Origin of the sequence: Arthrobacter sp. PAMC25564 (genome assembly GCF_004798705.1) — a bacterium.
Classification (GTDB): Bacteria; Actinomycetota; Actinomycetes; order Actinomycetales; family Micrococcaceae; genus Arthrobacter.
In genome coordinates, this window is the sequence record NZ_CP039290.1 from 2,583,284 (window position 1) to 2,599,287 (window position 16,004).

14 protein-coding genes are annotated in these 16,004 nt (G+C 66.6%); 10 read left to right on the forward strand and 4 right to left on the reverse strand.

Annotated features, from left to right (window positions below; all coding sequences use genetic code 11):
- Positions 1-92: 92 nt before the first annotated feature.
- A complete protein-coding gene (locus tag E5206_RS12075; RefSeq protein ID WP_136322690.1) occupies positions 93-1,553 on the forward strand; it encodes an LCP family protein in 1,461 nt (486 codons plus the stop codon).
- 99 nt (positions 1,554-1,652) lie between these two features.
- Here E5206_RS12075 and E5206_RS12080 read toward each other — a convergent pair whose 3' ends face one another.
- Entirely contained in the window at positions 1,653-3,605 is a 1,953-nt protein-coding gene (locus E5206_RS12080) for a M13-type metalloendopeptidase (RefSeq protein ID WP_136322691.1), read from the reverse strand.
- 254 nt (positions 3,606-3,859) lie between these two features.
- Between E5206_RS12080 and leuA the strand changes: the two genes are divergently transcribed.
- From leuA to E5206_RS12095, 3 genes are all read left to right on the forward strand, one after another.
- On the forward strand, positions 3,860-5,599 hold the full coding sequence (gene leuA, locus E5206_RS12085) for a 2-isopropylmalate synthase (protein WP_136322692.1): 1,740 nt from the start codon (positions 3,860-3,862) through the stop codon (positions 5,597-5,599).
- 124 nt (positions 5,600-5,723) lie between these two features.
- Positions 5,724-6,476: a DNA repair protein RecO gene (gene recO, locus E5206_RS12090; RefSeq protein WP_136322693.1), complete on the forward strand. Its 753-nt coding sequence runs from the start codon at positions 5,724-5,726 to the stop codon at positions 6,474-6,476.
- 41 nt (positions 6,477-6,517) lie between these two features.
- Positions 6,518-7,363, forward strand: a complete 846-nt coding sequence (locus E5206_RS12095) for an isoprenyl transferase (RefSeq protein ID WP_136324112.1) — start codon at positions 6,518-6,520, stop codon at positions 7,361-7,363.
- Here E5206_RS12095 and E5206_RS12100 read toward each other — a convergent pair.
- Positions 7,312-8,331, reverse strand: a complete 1,020-nt coding sequence (locus tag E5206_RS12100; RefSeq protein WP_136322694.1) for an alpha/beta hydrolase — start codon at positions 8,329-8,331, stop codon at positions 7,312-7,314. The genes E5206_RS12095 and E5206_RS12100 overlap by 52 nt on opposite strands.
- Before the next feature lie 200 nt (positions 8,332-8,531).
- Between E5206_RS12100 and E5206_RS12105 the strand changes: the two genes are divergently transcribed.
- Positions 8,532-9,605 (forward strand): quinone-dependent dihydroorotate dehydrogenase, encoded by a 1,074-nt coding sequence (locus tag E5206_RS12105; RefSeq protein WP_136322695.1) that lies wholly within the window; start codon positions 8,532-8,534, stop codon positions 9,603-9,605.
- Positions 9,606-9,669: 64 nt separating this feature from the next.
- On the opposite strand, the gene E5206_RS12110 is transcribed toward E5206_RS12105, so the two are convergent.
- A complete protein-coding gene (locus E5206_RS12110) occupies positions 9,670-10,269 on the reverse strand; it encodes a DUF3043 domain-containing protein (RefSeq protein ID WP_136322696.1) in 600 nt (199 codons plus the stop codon).
- A 106-nt stretch (positions 10,270-10,375) separates the two neighbouring features.
- On the opposite strand from E5206_RS12110, the gene E5206_RS12115 reads away from it, so the two are divergent.
- The 5 genes from E5206_RS12115 (at position 10,376) to E5206_RS12135 (ending at position 15,573) form a co-directional block, all read left to right on the forward strand.
- Positions 10,376-11,806, forward strand: coding sequence for a dipeptidase (locus E5206_RS12115; protein ID WP_136322697.1), 1,431 nt, complete (start codon positions 10,376-10,378; stop codon positions 11,804-11,806).
- Between the two features lie 169 nt (positions 11,807-11,975).
- Positions 11,976-12,365, forward strand: a complete 390-nt coding sequence (locus tag E5206_RS12120) for an iron-sulfur cluster assembly accessory protein (protein ID WP_136322698.1) — start codon at positions 11,976-11,978, stop codon at positions 12,363-12,365.
- 199 nt (positions 12,366-12,564) lie between these two features.
- Positions 12,565-13,440 (forward strand): cytochrome c oxidase subunit II, encoded by an 876-nt coding sequence (coxB, locus tag E5206_RS12125; RefSeq protein WP_136322699.1) that lies wholly within the window; start codon positions 12,565-12,567, stop codon positions 13,438-13,440.
- Between the two features lie 10 nt (positions 13,441-13,450).
- Positions 13,451-15,175 (forward strand): cytochrome c oxidase subunit I, encoded by a 1,725-nt coding sequence (gene ctaD / locus E5206_RS12130; protein ID WP_136322700.1) that lies wholly within the window; start codon positions 13,451-13,453, stop codon positions 15,173-15,175.
- Entirely contained in the window at positions 15,172-15,573 is a 402-nt protein-coding gene (locus E5206_RS12135; protein WP_136322701.1) for a cytochrome c oxidase subunit 4, read from the forward strand. Before ctaD ends, E5206_RS12135 begins: the two co-directional genes overlap by 4 nt.
- A gap of 90 nt (positions 15,574-15,663) precedes the next feature.
- Here E5206_RS12135 and E5206_RS12140 read toward each other — a convergent pair whose 3' ends face one another.
- Positions 15,664-15,957 (reverse strand): HPr family phosphocarrier protein, encoded by a 294-nt coding sequence (locus E5206_RS12140; protein ID WP_136322702.1) that lies wholly within the window; start codon positions 15,955-15,957, stop codon positions 15,664-15,666.
- Positions 15,958-16,004 lie beyond the last annotated feature (47 nt).

The following is a 16,004-nucleotide window of genomic DNA, read 5'->3' on the forward strand; positions in this document are numbered from 1 at the left end:
GTGCAGGCGGAACCGGTTCCCCGGTTCGGTCACACGCCGCTGCCCGGCATACGGAGGATCCTTCCGTAGGCCCGGCGCGGCACCTGGGGGCCATGTCGCGCACTCCCGCCTGGCTGAAGATCGGCACGGCAGTCGTCTCCGTCCTGCTCGTGGGCGTCATCGCGTTCGGGGCCTACTGGGCCATCCGGCTGCAGGGGAACCTCACCACGGCGTCGCTGGGAGCCGGGAGCACCAAGACCGAGGGGTCCGTCAACGACTCGACAGACCGGATGCAGATCCTCGTCCTCGGATCGGACACCCGCGACGGGAAGAATTCCCAATACGGCACCGCGGCGGACTCCACCGGTTATGGACATTCCGATGTCATGATGCTGCTGGACATCTCTGCCGATAACAAACGCGTCAACGTCATCAGTTTCCCCCGCGACCTGCTCGTGGACATCCCGAAGTGCAAGGACCCGAAGACCAACATCGAGTACCCGGCGCAGAAGAACGTCATGATCAACGCCGCAATGTCAGAGGCTGGCATCGGCTGCGCCGTGGACACCGTCAACAAGCTCACCGGCATGGAAATCGACCACTTCATGATGGCCGACTTCAACGCAGTGAAGGAACTCTCCAACGCCGTCGGGGGCGTGGATGTCTGCATCAGCGATGCGGTGTACGACCCGGATTCGCAGCTGCGGCTCCCCAAAGGCACATCCACCGTGCAGGGTGAGCAGGCGCTGTCCTTCGTCCGCACCCGGCATGCCTTCGGCGACGGCGGGGATCTGGGGAGGATCAAGGCCCAGCAGGCCTTCCTGTCTTCGCTGACCCGGAAGATCAAGGACGACGGCACCTTGACCAACCCGGCCAGGATGCTGCAGATCGCGGACGCGGTCACCAAGAACCTCACGATCGATGACGGCCTGGCCTCCATCCCGACGCTGCTGACGGTGGGCAACCGGCTCAAGAACATCGACGTCGGCAAGGTCGCGTTCGTCGCTGTCCCGACGGTCCCGGCGGAGAGCGACCCCAACCGGCTGCAGATGGCCGAACCTGGGGCCACGCAGCTCTTCGCTGCCCTGCGCAAGAACATCGACCTGACCGATCCGACGGCGACGCCCAGCGCCTCCGCCGAACCCAGCGCCAGCGCCAGCGCAGAGCCGCAGCCCAGTACCGCCGCCCCGGCGTATGACAAGGCGTTGCAGCCCGTCACCGTGGCCAACGGTTCGGGTGTCCCGGCGCGGACCCAGGAGCTCCTGCAGGCCCTCAAGGCCGGGGGCTTCACCCGGCTCGGCCAGCTGACGGCCCCGGCCGTCGCGACGACGGCCGTCTACTACGGCGCACAGTATGCCGACGTGGCCGCCGATGTTGCAGCCCTGCTCGGGATCCCCGCGGCACGGGTTCTTCCGGCTGCCGGGGTCGCCGGCGTCCAGGTCTACCTGGGCAGTGACTTCGCGAACGGAACGCCGACCGCCGATGCTGCGCCGCAGTTGCCCGCGGATATCGTCAACCAGACGGCGGGGGACACGGTCTGCCAGCAGGCTAACCCGGCGCTGATCACGCGCTAAACCGTCCCTGCTCAGCCGTTCCGCCTGCTGAGATGACAAACGAAGGGCCGGCCATTGGTGGATTCCAAGGGCCGGCCCTTCAGTCTTCCTGCCGGTTCTTCACCAGATGCTGACGCGCTCCCCGGGCGGCATCCACATGCCGTCCTGCTCCGCGACACCGAAGGCGGCGTGGAAGGCATCGAGGTTTTTGGCGATCGCGTTCGTGCGGAACTCGTTGGGGGAGTGCGGGTCCGTGGCAAGCCGGCGGATGGCCTCCTCGCTCCGGATGACCTGCCGCCAGCCGGCGGCCCAGGAGGCGAAGAACCGCTGGACACCGGTGAGCCCGTCCAGCACGGGCGGTTCCTGCCCGCCCAGGCTGATCAGGTACGCCTTGTAGGCGATCGTCAGGCCGCCCAGATCCCCGATGTTCTCACCCAGGGTGAGTTTGCCGTTGACGTGGTGCCCCGGCGCGGCGGTGGGGGAGAGCGCATCGAACTGGGCCACGAGCTTCGAGGCCAGCGCCTCGAACGCGGTGCGGTCATCCTCGGTCCACCAGTTCCGGAGCAGGCCGTTGCCGTCGTACTGGGAGCCCTGGTCATCGAAGCCGTGGCCGATCTCGTGGCCGATCACGGCGCCGATGCCGCCGTAGTTCACGGCGTCGTCGGCCTCGGCGGTGAAGAACGGCGGCTGCAGGATGGCGGCGGGGAACACGATCTCATTGAGCAGCGGGTGGTAGTAGGCGTTCACCGTCTGCGGGGTCATCAGCCACTTTTCCCGGTCCACCGGCTTGCCCACCTCGTCGAGGTGGCGGTCGACGTCGGCGCTGTGGGCGCGCTCCACGTTGCCGAGCAGGTCGGCCGGATCGATCTGTACGGCCGAATAGTCAATCCATTTGTCCGGGTAGCCGATCTTCGCGCGGAAGGATTCGAGTTTCTTGAGCGCCTCAAGCTTCGTTTCCTCCCCCATCCACGTCAGGCCGGTGATGGATTCGCGGTACGCCTCGATCAGGTTGGCCACGAGCGACTGCATGCGGGCCTTGTGGCTCTCCGGGAAGTGCCGGGCCACGTAGATCTGGCCGACGGCCTCACCGAGGGCGGCCTCCACGACGCCGACGCCGCGCTTCCAGCGGTCCTTGTTGCGCGGGGTGCCGCTGAGGGTGGTTCCGTAGAAGGCGAAATTCGCGTCCACGAATGCCGCGGGCAGATAGGGGGCGGCGGCACCGAGGACGCGCATGGCGAGCCACTCCTGCCAGCTGGCCAGGGGTTCCGCGTCCAGCAGCGAGGCCGCCCCCGCGAAGAAGTCAGGGGTGCTGACGACGATGTCCGCGCGTTTCTCCGGGGCGATGGCGGCGGCGTCGAACCAGGTCGGGAGCAACGGGAACAGCTGTGCCGCCTCATCGGCGGATTTCAGGTTGTAGGTCTTCTGCGGATCCCGCAGCGTTACGTTGTCCCAGTGGTGCGAGGCGAGGGCGGTCTCGAGGTCCACGACGCGGCCGGCGGCGCCGTCCGGATCGGCTACCCCGGCCAGGCCGAGCATGGTCGTCACATGCTCACGGTAGGCCTGGACCACCGGTGCGAACTTCTCCACCCGGTAATAGGACTCATCGGGAAGCCCCAGCCCGCCCTGGCCGGTGTAGAGCAGGATCCGGTCGGGGTTCCCGGCATCCGGTGCGGGATAGATGTAGAAGAGGCCGGGGACGTCGGCGCGGAACAGGCGACCGGCCAGCGCGACGAGCTCGGTTATCGAAGCGGTGGCGAAAACGCCGGCGAGCCGTTCACGGATCGGGTCCAGGCCCTTGGCCTCCACCGCGGGCTCGTCCATGAAGCTGTTGTAGAGGTCCCCGATCTTCCGCTCGATGCCGGTGGCTTCCGCGCCGCGGCCGGCGGCTTCCTCGATGATCTCCTTCACGTCCTGCTCCGATCCGTCGCGCAGGGCGGTGAACGTGCCCTCCAGGGGCCGGTCATCGGGAATCGTGGTGCTCTTGAGCCAAGTGCCGTTGACGTGCTGGTACAGGTCATCCTGCGGCCGGACGCCGGCGTCGAAATTGGACAGGTCGATTCCCGAAAGTGGCACAGGTGCTCCTCTGCGAGGCAGCCTGGCAGCGGAACTGGCACCGGTGCGAGGTCTGCATGATGGACATTGCGGTCATGTGGCTCCTTCATCTTACGCACCCGTGTTACTGTGAAAAGGTGCGCGCAGAGCTCCTTCTCCTTAGCTGCCGCGGCGAGGCCTCAGACGCGATCTAGCGCAAGGCCCACCCTCGCTGCGGAGTTTGTGTTGCCCGGCCACCCTTTCAGAAAGAACCAGAGAAAAGGCCCCGATAAGTAATGCGAAACGCACAAAAGCCCTCAGGAATGCCGGTCCACCGTTACGTCCCGTTCCAGGACCTGATCACGGTTGAACTGCCGGACCGCACCTGGCCGGACAAAGTCATCACCAAGGCACCGCGCTGGTGCGCCGTGGACCTGCGTGACGGCAACCAGGCCCTGATCGACCCGATGAGCCCGGCCCGCAAGCTGAAGATGTTCAAGCTGCTGGTCCGCATGGGGTACAAGGAGATCGAGGTCGGCTTCCCCTCGGCGTCACAAACGGACTTCGACTTCGTCCGGCAGCTGATCGAAGGCGGCCACATCCCCGACGACGTCACCATCCAGGTGCTGACCCAGGCCCGTGAGCACCTGATCGAGCGGACCTATGAGTCGCTGGTCGGCGCCAAGCAGGCCATCGTGCACCTCTACAACTCGACGTCGGTCCTGCAGCGCCGTGTGGTCTTCAACCAGGACGAGGACGGCATCCTCGACATCGCCCTGCAGGGTGCCCGCCTGTGCAAGAAGTACGAGGAGACCCTCGAGGACACGCACATCACCTACGAGTACTCGCCGGAATCCTTCACCGGGACCGAACTGGCATACGCCCTGCGGGTCTGCAACGCGATCGCCGACGTGTTTGAGGCGTCCGCCGACAGCCAGGTCATCATCAACCTGCCCGCGACCGTGGAGATGGCCACCCCGAATGTGTACGCGGACTCCATCGAGTGGATGAGCCGCAACCTGCACCCCCGTGAGGGCATCATCCTGTCCCTGCACCCGCACAATGACCGCGGCACCGGCGTCGCCGCCGCCGAGCTGGGCTATCTGGCCGGGGCCGACCGGATCGAGGGCTGCCTGTTCGGCAACGGCGAGCGGACCGGCAACGTCGACCTGGTGACCCTGGGGCTGAACATGTTTGTCCAGGGCGTCGATCCCATGATCGACTTCTCCGACATCGACGAAGTCCGCCGCACCGTGGAGTACTGCAACCAGCTGCCGGTCGCGGAGCGGGCCCCCTACGGCGGAGACCTGGTCTTCACCGCCTTCTCCGGCTCGCACCAGGACGCCATCAAGAAGGGCCTGGAAGCCCTGGAGAAGGACGCCGCTGCCGTCGGCAAGGACGTCTCCGACTACCCCTGGCAGGTCCCGTACCTGCCCGTTGACCCGAAGGACCTCGGCCGCAGCTACGAGGCGGTCATCCGCGTCAATTCCCAGTCAGGCAAGGGCGGCGTCGCTTATCTGCTCAAGAACGAGCACAACCTGGACCTGCCGCGCCGTGCCCAGATCGAGTTCTCCGGAGTCATCCAGAAGCAGACCGACACCGTCGGCGGCGAAGTCAGCGGCGCCCAGCTCTGGCAGGTCTTCCAGGACGAGTACCTGCCCTCCGGCTCGGCCGATGCGCAGTGGGGGCGCTACGCGCTGGGCGCGGTCAGCACCGAATCGGACGAGGACGGAACGATGACGCTGACCGCCGCGCTGAAGGTGGACGGCCACCAGGTCCGCCGCACCGGCACCGGCAACGGCCCGATCGCGGCGCTGCTGAGCATCCTGCGCGAAGACGGCGTCGACGTCCGGGTGCTGGACTACAGCGAACACGCGCTGTCCGAGGGCGGCAGTGCCCTGGCCGCCGCCTACGTCGAATGCGCCGTGGGGGAGCGTGTCCTGTGGGGCGTCGGGATCGACGCCAACACGAGCATGGCCTCGCTCAAGGCCGTTATCTCGGCCGTGAACCGGGCCATCCGGGACGCCCGCGCCTGAGCACGCGCACCCCGTGTCAGCCTGCGCCGCCGGATCCGTCCGGCGGCGCAGCACGTGGCGGTGTTCCCCGAAAGACAGTGTTTCCAGAGACAGTGTTTCCAGAAAGACAGTGCGAAGATTAACCGTGGCCCAACCTAGTTTTGCATCGCGCGCCTATCGTGACGACGCCGTCGTGCTGCGCACCCACAAGCTTGGCGAGGCGGACCGCATCATCACCCTGCTGACCAAGCACCACGGCCAGGTCCGGGCGGTGGCCAAGGGGGTCCGACGCACCAGCAGCCGCTTCGGTGCCAGGCTCGAGCCCTTTATGGTTGCCGACCTCCAGCTGGTCTCGGGACGCACCCTGGACATCGTCACCCAGGCTGTCGCCAAGGGCGCCTACGGCGGCAACATCGCGGCCGACTACGGCAGTTACACCGTGGCCGCCGCCATGACGGAGACCGCCGAGAAGCTCACCGACGTCGACGGCGAATCCGGAACGGCGCAGTACCACCTGCTCGTGGGCGCCCTCGCATCGTTAAGCCGGCGGGACCACACGCCCGAGCTCATCCTCGATTCGTACCTGCTCCGCGCCCTGTCCACCGGCGGCTGGGCACCGAGCTTCACCGACTGCGCCCGCTGCGGCGCGCCGGGGCCGCACACCGCCTTCTCGGCGCCGCTCGGCGGCATGGTGTGCCACGAGTGCAGGCCGCCGGGTTCCCCGGCGCCCGCCGCGGAGACCGTCGTCCTGCTCGGCGCCCTGCTGACCGGGAACTGGACGACGGCGGACGCGTCCCTGCCGGTTCACCGGCGCGAAGCCGCCGGCCTGGTGGCCAGCTACCTGCAATGGCATCTGGAACGTGTCCTGAAGTCCCTCAAACATGTGGAGCGAACTTAACCGTGTCATTGGGAAGAGGCCTGGGTAAGAGCCAGGCGAAAATCGTCGGAAGCAAGGCACGCAGCGGGACAGGCGCCGCCCGGCAGCGCAGCGCGCCGGTGCTGGCTCCCTATCCGCACCCGTCCGGCGCCGTGCCGCCGGCCATTCCCGCGGAGTTCATTCCGCGGCACGTGGCGATCGTAATGGACGGCAACGGCCGTTGGGCCAACCAGCGCGGCCTGCCGCGGATTGAGGGCCACAAGGCTGGGGAGCCGGCCCTGCTGGACGTCATGGCCGGTGCGATAGAGCTGGGGATCGAGCACGTGAGCGTCTACGCCTTCTCGACCGAAAACTGGCGCCGTTCCCCGGAGGAGGTCCGCTTCCTGATGGGCTTCAACAAGGACGTGCTGCGCCGGCAACGAAACCAGCTGGATGAGTGGGGGGTCCGCATCCGCTGGTCCGGCCGGCGCCCGAAGCTGTGGGGATCGGTCATCCGCGAACTGGAAGAAGCCGAAGACTTCACCCGCGGCAACAGCACCTGCACCTTGAACATGTGTGTCAACTACGGCGGCCGGGCCGAGATCGCCGACGCAGTCGCCGCGATTGCAGGTGAGGTGGCCGCCGGACGCCTCAAGCCGGGCGCCATCACCGAGCGGACCATCCAGAAGTACCTGGATGAGCCCGACCTCCCGGACGTGGACCTGTTCCTGCGCAGCTCCGGCGAACAGCGGCTCTCCAACTTCATGCTGTGGCAGTCCGCCTACGCCGAGTTCGTCTTCCTGGACACGCTCTGGCCGGATGTGGACCGCCGGACGCTGTGGGACGCCGTCGAGATCTATGCCCAGCGGGACCGCCGCTATGGCGGGGCTGTCGACGGTCCTTCCGTCCCGCCGTCCCCGAGGACGTAGGCGCGGATCCACCGCGCCAGCCGCGCGTAGGCGTCGGCCCGGACCGGCGGCGCGGACAGGAAAACGTCGTGCAGGGCGCCGTCGATCCTCTCTAGCGTCACCGTGCGGCCCAGGCTCAGGGCGCGGAGGGCGATCGTGTTCACATCCAGGACCGCGTCGGTGCGGCGCATGGATTCCTTCCAGAACATCCCGTTGGCGCTGGCCCCGGAGATCAGCACGAGGATGGGGACGTCGATGTTCAGGCCCCGGGCAACCCTGGCGTGGCCGGTGAGCACGGCGCTCAGCCACCCGGCGCGGACCGGAAAGGCATGCGGCGGGCGGTAGTTGTCGTCCAGGGCCCATTCGCCCTCCGCCGCGCTGCTGATACTCCGCCAGTAGAAGGCGCGCTCCGGAAGGCGGATCACCGATTCGGGCCAGAACCGGGCGAGCGGCTCCACCATGGTGCGGGCGGCGCGGCGCACGGCCGGGCTGCCGTGCATTTCCAGCCACGGGCTGTCCAGGACCAGCTGGGCGGCCTGCCCCGGGTGCCGGCTGGCCCACAGCGCCGCAATGAGGCCACCGGTGGAATGTCCCATCAGCGTCAGGGGCAGCGGGGCCGAACCGTCCGGACGGAGCGATCCGATGATGCCGATCGCCGCCGTAATCTCGGCGTCGTAATTGTCCAGGTCGGCCACATAGCCGCCGTGGGTGCCTGGCCGCAGGCTCCGCCCGTGGTTGTGCATGTCCAGGGCAAAGAAAGCGAAGCCCTGCCCGGCCCAGAATGCCGCCAACTCTTCGTTGAAGAAATAGTCGCTCCAACCGTGCAGGAACAGCACGGCCCGTTCCGGCTGCCGGCTGCCGGCGTCCCCTTCGGCGGGGTCCGGCACGTGCCGGACCAGGGTGGCCGTGCGTTCCACGCCATCCGGGCCCGCCGCCTGGAAGGTGCAGGCTTCAAAACCTTCGCCCAGGATGTCCGGCTGCCATTCCATTGCTACTCCCGGAATTCCGACGCCGCGGCGCGGCCGGTCGGGCCGTGCCGCAGCGCCCCGGCAGCTCCCTGATCACTGGTCATGGCTTCATGCTAGCCCCGCAGGGTTCAGTCGCGAGGGGCAGTCACGAGCGGCAGTCATACGGGGGCGGGCGGGGTGCGGGTTTGGTCTGGAGGGGTCCGAACGGGAAAACTAGGACCATGCGCGTATATCCCACCTTCTTCCGGCTGGCCTTCTCATGGATGGACGCCGAACGCGCCCACAAGATCGGCTTCAAGGCCATCCGGTTTGTCCACAGCTGCGGTGCCGGACGGGTGCTGCAGAAGTTCACCGCCCCGGCGGCCTCCCTGCAGACCCAGGCGTTCGGGCTGACCTTCCCCTCGCCCTTCGGCCTCGCGGCAGGCTTCGACAAGGAAGGGCACGGCATCGAGGCCCTGACCGAGCTGGGATTCGGCCACGTGGAAGTCGGAACCATCACCGGACAGGCCCAGCCCGGCAACCCGGCACCACGGCTCTTCCGCCTCATTGAGGACCGTGCCGTCATTAACCGGATGGGTTTCAACAACGACGGCGCCGCCGCGGTGGCACCGCGCCTGAAATCCGCCCGGGCCGCCCTGCAGCGCCGCCATCCCGGCGTCCGGCCGGTGATCGGGGTGAACATCGGCAAGAGCAAGGCCGTGGAACTCGGCGACGCCACCGCCGATTACCTGATCAGCGCCCGCAGCCTCGCGCCCGCCGCGGACTACCTCGTGGTCAACGTCAGCTCGCCGAACACCCCGGGGCTCCGGCTGCTGCAGGACGTGGAAACGCTGCGCCCGCTGCTGACGGCCGTGCGGCAGGAAGCGGACCAGGCAGCCGGCCGCCACGTGCCGCTGCTGGTCAAGATCGCGCCGGATCTGAGCAACGAGGACCTCGACGACGTCGCACGCCTGGCGCTGGACCTGAAGCTGGACGGCATCATCGCCACCAATACAACGATCGCCCGCAGCGGGCTCCTCTCCAGCCCGGACCAGGTCGCAGCCTGCGGTGCCGGCGGCCTGTCCGGCGCGCCGCTGAAGAAGCGCTCCCTCGAGGTGCTGGCCCGGCTGAAGGACGCCACCCATGGGGAACTGACGCTGGTCTCCGTCGGCGGCGTCGAATCGGCGCAGGAGGTCCAGGAACGGCTCGACGCCGGTGCCACCCTGGTGCAGGGCTACACGGCCTTCCTGTACGAGGGGCCCTTCTGGGCCGCACGCATCAACCGGCAGCTGGCGAAGCACCCGTCCCGGCGCTAAGCCCGGCAGATGCAGGAAGCCCCCGGCAGCACGCTGCCGGGGGCTTCCTCAGATCGGGGTCCAATCAGGCGGGGAACTCGCCACGCTTGACCTGGGGCTTGGGCAGGCGCAGGCGGCGGAACTGCAGCGAGCGCATGGAGCCGTACCAGACGGTGCCGCGCTCGACGTCGCTGAACTTCTCGGCCAGCCGCGTCTTGAGCTTGCGGGAGAGGATGAAGACATCCACGAAGACCGCCAGGAACATCACCCAGAAACCGCCCAGGACGTAAATCATCTGGTCGCTGGAGGCCGGCACGAGGAGCGAAACGACGACGAAGACCAGCGCCCCGAACATGAGGTACTCGCCGAGGCTGAAGCGGGCGTCGACGTAATCGCGCGCAAAGCGCTTCTGCGGGCCCTTGTCCCGCAGCGGCAGGAACTTGTCATCCCCGGTGTCCATCGCCTGCCGCATCTTCAGGCGCTGCTCCTGGACCGCCGCGCGTTCGGCATCCTTGGAGGCCTTGCGGTCCTCCGGGACGAGCGGCCGCTTGCGGGCGGCCACCTGCGCACTGCGCTTAGGCGTGGGTGCTCCCTTGCCGATGGCGGCGTCCCGGGCTGCTGCCTCGGCCGCCTGCTGGTCAACTACGTCCTGCGCCGAAGGCGCTTCCTTTTTACGTCCAAACACCCCTAAAGAATACCCCGCGCGTGCGTTCCCGAGACCCAGCCCACACGGCCCGGGAGACGCCGTGGCCCTGTTTCCCGTGATCCGGGACACGGGTAGTGTTTTGGCCATGACTTCATCACCCGCGGGGAACCCGCAGACCGCCACCGCCCGCGTCGGGAACTTCGACGCCGAGGCACTCCGCCAGGCTGTCACCGAATCGTTTGACGCCACCATCAGCCAGTTGAAGGAGCTCGTCGCCATTCCGGGCATCGCCTGGCCCAGTTTCGATCCCGCCCCGCTGGACGCCAGCGCCGGGGCCGTTGCCGATCTGGTGCGCGCCAGCGGATTCGACGATGTCCGCATCCTGCGCTGCGACAAGGAAGACGGCGCCCCGGGCGGCCCTGCCGTCGTCGCCCGCCGGACCGCCGCCGAGGGCAAGCCGACCATCCTGCTGTACGCCCACCACGACGTCCAGCCGCCAGGCGACCCGGCGCTCTGGGAAACCGAGCCGTTCACCGCCGTCGAACGCGACGGACGCCTCTACGGCCGGGGTGCCGCCGATGACAAGGCGGGGATCCTGGCCCATATCGCTGCATACTCGGCGGTGACGCGGGTGCTGGGGGAGGAGCTGGGCCTCGGTGTGACCTTCTTCTTCGAAGGAGAAGAGGAAGCCGGGTCGCCGACGTTCCGGTCCTTCCTGGAGACCCACCGTGAACTGCTGCGCGCCGATGTGATCGTGGTGGCGGATTCCAGCAACTGGAAGGTCGGTGTCCCGGCCCTGACCACGAGCCTCCGCGGCCTGGTGGACGGCACGATCGAGGTCAGGGTCCTGGACCACGCCGTCCACTCCGGTATGTTCGGCGGCCCCGTGCTGGACGCCCCGACGCTGCTCGCGCGCCTCATCGCAACCTTGCACGACGCCGACGGCAGCGTCGCGATCGCCGGACTTGTCAGCCGTGACGAGGCGGCCGTAGACCTGACCGAAGAGGAATACCGCGCCGACGCCTCCGTGCTCGACGGCGTAAAGCTCGCCGGGACCGGGAGCATCGCCTCGCGGATGTGGACCAAGCCGGCCCTGTCCATTATCGGCTTTGATGCCCCGGCGGTGGACGTCGCCTCGAACACCCTGCTCCCGCGGGCCCGCGCCAAGTTCAGCCTGCGGCTGGCCCCCGGACAGGATCCGGCGGCCGCCATGGACGCCGTCCGGACGCATGTCCACGCCAACGCGCCATTCGGAGCCCAGGTTGTCTTCACCCCGGGGGAGAGCGGCAACTCGTTCCGGACGGACACCGGCTCCAGGGCGGCAGGCCTGGCCATGTGGGCACTCGGGGAAGCGTGGGGCGTGCCCGCCGTGGAAATGGGGATCGGCGGCTCGATTCCCTTCATTGCCGACCTCACGGAGCTCTACCCGGACGTCCAGATCCTGGTCACCGGGGTGGAAGATCCCGATTCGCGTGCGCACAGCGCGAATGAATCGCTCCACCTTGGAGACTTCCGGAACGCGATCATCGCCGAAGCGCTCCTGCTGGGCCGCCTGAATGCGGAAGGACTGGGCTGAACTGCCCCGGCAGGAGGAGGTTCCCGGGGAACATCCAGCCCGCTCCGGTGGTTACGTCAGGAGTTATAGCTACAGGGCTGATCGACGTAGCATGTAGCTATAGCCCATACCGCATAAGGGCGGGCGCCGTGAAAGCGGTGCCGCCACCACCGTCGTCAGAAGGTAGGCCATGAGCACTACAACCAATGAAAACAGCGCCGACACCACCGCCACGGCGGCCGGGGAGCTGGCCACCCACGAGGTCAAGCTCACTGACGTCGCCGCCGGCAAGGTCCGCAGCCTCCTGGAGCAGGAAGGCCGCACCGATCTGCGCCTCCGCGTCGCCGTGCAGCCGGGCGGTTGCTCCGGCCTGATCTACCAGCTCTACTTCGACGAGAGGATCCTGGACGGAGACGCCGTCCGCGACTACGACGGCGTTGAAGTCGTCGTGGACAAGATGAGTGTCCCTTACCTCAGCGGTGCCAGCATCGACTTCGAGGACACCATCTCCAAGCAGGGCTTCACCATTGACAATCCGAACGCCGGCGGCTCCTGTGCATGCGGTGATTCCTTCCACTAAGGCCGGGCAAACTGCCCGGCCTTAGTGCCGCAGAACCGTCAACGAACGGGCCGCGCAAAAAGGTCCCGACGCACTGCGCGGACATGCGGGCGAAAACTCCGGGGGAGCGGTAAGCTCTACACCGAGTAGTAAAACTTTTAGTGTGCCCGGACCGCCACAGGCGGGACCGGGCGACAGCAACAAGTAGGAAGGGCCGTCTGTGAGTTCGCAGAACCGAACCGGCAGCCGACGCAAACAGATCACTACGATCACTGGCTTGGCACTAGCCGGCGCGTTGGCTTTGACTGGATGTTCACCAGAGGTACAGAAGGGGTGGTTGCCCACTGAGCGTGGCACCACCAGTAACACTGACCGCATCATGGACCTCTGGGTCAACTCATGGATCGCCGCGCTGGTCGTCGGCATCATTACGTGGGGCCTGATGATCTGGTGCATCGTCGCTTACCGGCGGCGGAAGGGCACCGTAGGTTTCCCCCGCCAGAACAGCTTTAACCTGCCCCTTGAGGTTTTCTACCTCACGATCCCGGTGTTCATGGTCCTGGTGTTCTTCTACTTCACCGACCGCGACCAGCAGTCGATTGATGACCGCTCCAAGCCGGCCGACGTCGTGGTAGACGTCCGCGGCAAGCAGTGGGCATGGGACTTCAACTACAAGAAGGGTGACGTCGTCACCGGAGATGTACACGAAGCCGGCGTCCAGGCCCACCTCACCGGTTCAGACATCGACAAGGAAAAGCTGCCGACGCTCTACCTGCCGGTGAACAAGTCCGTCGACCTGGAGCTCAACTCCCGCGACGTGATCCACTCCTTCTGGGTTCCTGCCTTCCTGCAGAAGCGGGACATGATCCCCGGCAAGACCAACTACATCAGGTTCACCCCCACCAAAGAGGGCACCTATGACGGCAAGTGCGCCGAACTCTGTGGCGAATACCACTCCGAAATGCTTTTCCGCGTCAAGGTTGTCTCCGAATCGGAGTTCAATGCGCACCTGGACAAGCTTCGCCAGGACGGCAACACCGGCCTGCTCGGTGATGAGTACGACCGCAACCCCGACCTGCTGAACGTAACAAAGTAAGGCGAGCGACGTGGCAACCACCTACACTCAATCCGCCGGGACCCTTGAGGCTCCCGTAGTGCCCAAATCCAAGGGGCGCATCGTCGTCAACTGGATTACCTCCACCGACCACAAGACCATCGGGTACATGTACCTGATCGCGTCCTTCGTGTTCTTCTGCTTCGGCGGCATCATGGCGCTGCTGATCCGCGCCGAACTCTTCGAGCCCGGCATGCAGATCCTGCAGACCAAGGAGCAGTACAACCAGCTGTTCACGATGCACGGCACCGTGATGCTGCTGATGTTCGCGACGCCGCTGTTCGCCGGCTTCACCAACGTGATCATGCCGCTGCAGATCGGCGCACCCGACGTCGCCTTCCCGCGGCTGAACGCACTGGCCTTCTGGTTCTTCCTCTTCGGTTCCACCATCGCCGTCTCCGGCTTCATCACCCCGCAGGGTGCGGCGTCGTTCGGCTGGTTCGCGTACGCGCCGCTGTCCAACACAACATTCAGCCCCGGTATCGGCGGCGACTTGTGGGTCTTCGGCCTGGCGCTCTCGGGCTTCGGCACCATCCTGGGTGCGGTCAACTTCATCACCACGATCATCTGCATGCGCGCCCCGGGCATGACCATGTGGCGGATGCCGATCTTCACCTGGAACGCACTGGTCACGTCCATCCTGGTCCTGATGGCATTCCCGCCGCTGGCCGCGGCACTCTTCGCCCTCGGGGCGGACCGCCGCTTCGGTGCGCATATCTTCGACCCCGAAAACGGCGGAGCCGTCCTCTGGCAGCACCTGTTCTGGTTCTTCGGCCACCCCGAGGTGTACATCATTGCGCTGCCGTTCTTCGGCATCGTGTCGGAAATCTTCCCGGTCTTCAGCCGCAAGCCGATCTTCGGCTACAAGGGCCTGGTTTACGCCACGATCTCCATTGCCGCGCTGTCCGTCACCGTGTGGGCCCACCACATGTATGTCACCGGCTCGGTGCTGCTGCCGTTCTTCTCCTTCATGACCATGCTGATCGCCGTGCCTACGGGCGTGAAGTTCTTCAACTGGATCGGCACCATGTGGCGGGGCTCGATCACCTTCGAAACCCCCATGCTCTGGAGCATCGGCTTCCTGGCCACCTTCCTCTTCGGCGGCCTGACCGGCATCATCCTGGCATCACCGCCGCTCGACTTCCACGTCTCGGACTCATACTTCGTGGTGGCCCACTTCCACTACGTGGTGTTCGGCACCGTGGTCTTCGCGATGTTTGCCGGCTTCTACTTCTGGTGGCCCAAGTGGACCGGCAAGATGCTCAACGAACGCCTCGGCAAGATCCACTTCTGGATGCTGTTCCTCGGTTTCCACGGCACCTTCCTGATCCAGCACTGGCTCGGCGTTGAGGGTATGCCCCGTCGCTACGCGGACTACCTGCCGGAGGATAACTTCACCTGGATGAACCAGTTCTCCACCTACTCCTCCTTCCTGCTTGGCGCTTCGATGATCCCGTTCTTCTGGAACGTGTACATCACCTGGCGCAGCAACGAGCGCGTGGAAGTTGACGACCCGTGGGGCTTCGGCGCTTCGCTGGAGTGGGCCACGTCCTGCCCGCCGCCGCGCCACAACTTCACCTCCCTGCCGCGCATCCGTTCGGAGCGCCCCGCCCTGGACCTCCACCATCCAGAGCTTGCCCAGTCGCACACCGTTGAGTCTCCTGCCCCGGCAGCGGCGGTGCTCGGTAACGCCGATCAGAAGGACAACTCCAAATGAGGATTGAATCATGGATTTTTGGAGGCGGACCCCTGTTCTTCGTCCCGGTCGCCGTGGTCTACGGATTCCTGACGCACTGGACTGAGTGGGTGGGGACCCTGGCCCTCCTGCTGGTAGCCGCCCTCTCCGGCATGATCGGCGCCTACCTTGGTTATACCGGCAAGCGCGTCGGCATGCGTCCCGAGGACCGGATGGACGCCGAGATCCACGAAGGCTCCGGCGAACAGGGCCACTTCAGCCCGTGGAGCTGGTGGCCGCTGGTCCTGGGTCTCGCCTGCGCCGGCGGGTTCCTCGGAATGGCCGTTGGATTCTGGATCGTTTTCATCGCCGGCGGCCTCGCGGTCGTCGCCCTGGTCGGCTGGGTCTACGAGTACAGCCGCGGCGACCACGCGCACTAGCATCCGCTAGGAAGCAGCCCGGATAGATATTGCGACAAACGACGGCGGGCCCCACCATCCGGTGGGGCCCGCCGTCGTTTGTGCTGCCTGCTAGCGGGCCTGTGCGGACTCCAACACGGAACAGAGGAGTTCGAGGGCTCTCTCCGCGTCGGTGAGGGTGTAGCGGTCCGGCACGGCGTCGGGTGCCACGGCGAGTTCGACTTCGCAGCCATAGTAGAAGTCCTCGGTCATGACCTCCAGCAGGGAACGTGCATCGACGCCCGGCTTGCCGTCCTTGCTGATGGTGACCGGCAGCCCCGTCTCGGTGACGGCCCGGACAAACACCGCCGCCGGGCGGGCATGGAGGCCGACGGCCGCCTGGACGATTGCCTTCCGAACTGGCAATGGAACTCCTTTGTTCTCACGGGATTATCCGGCGGAACTGCCGCCGT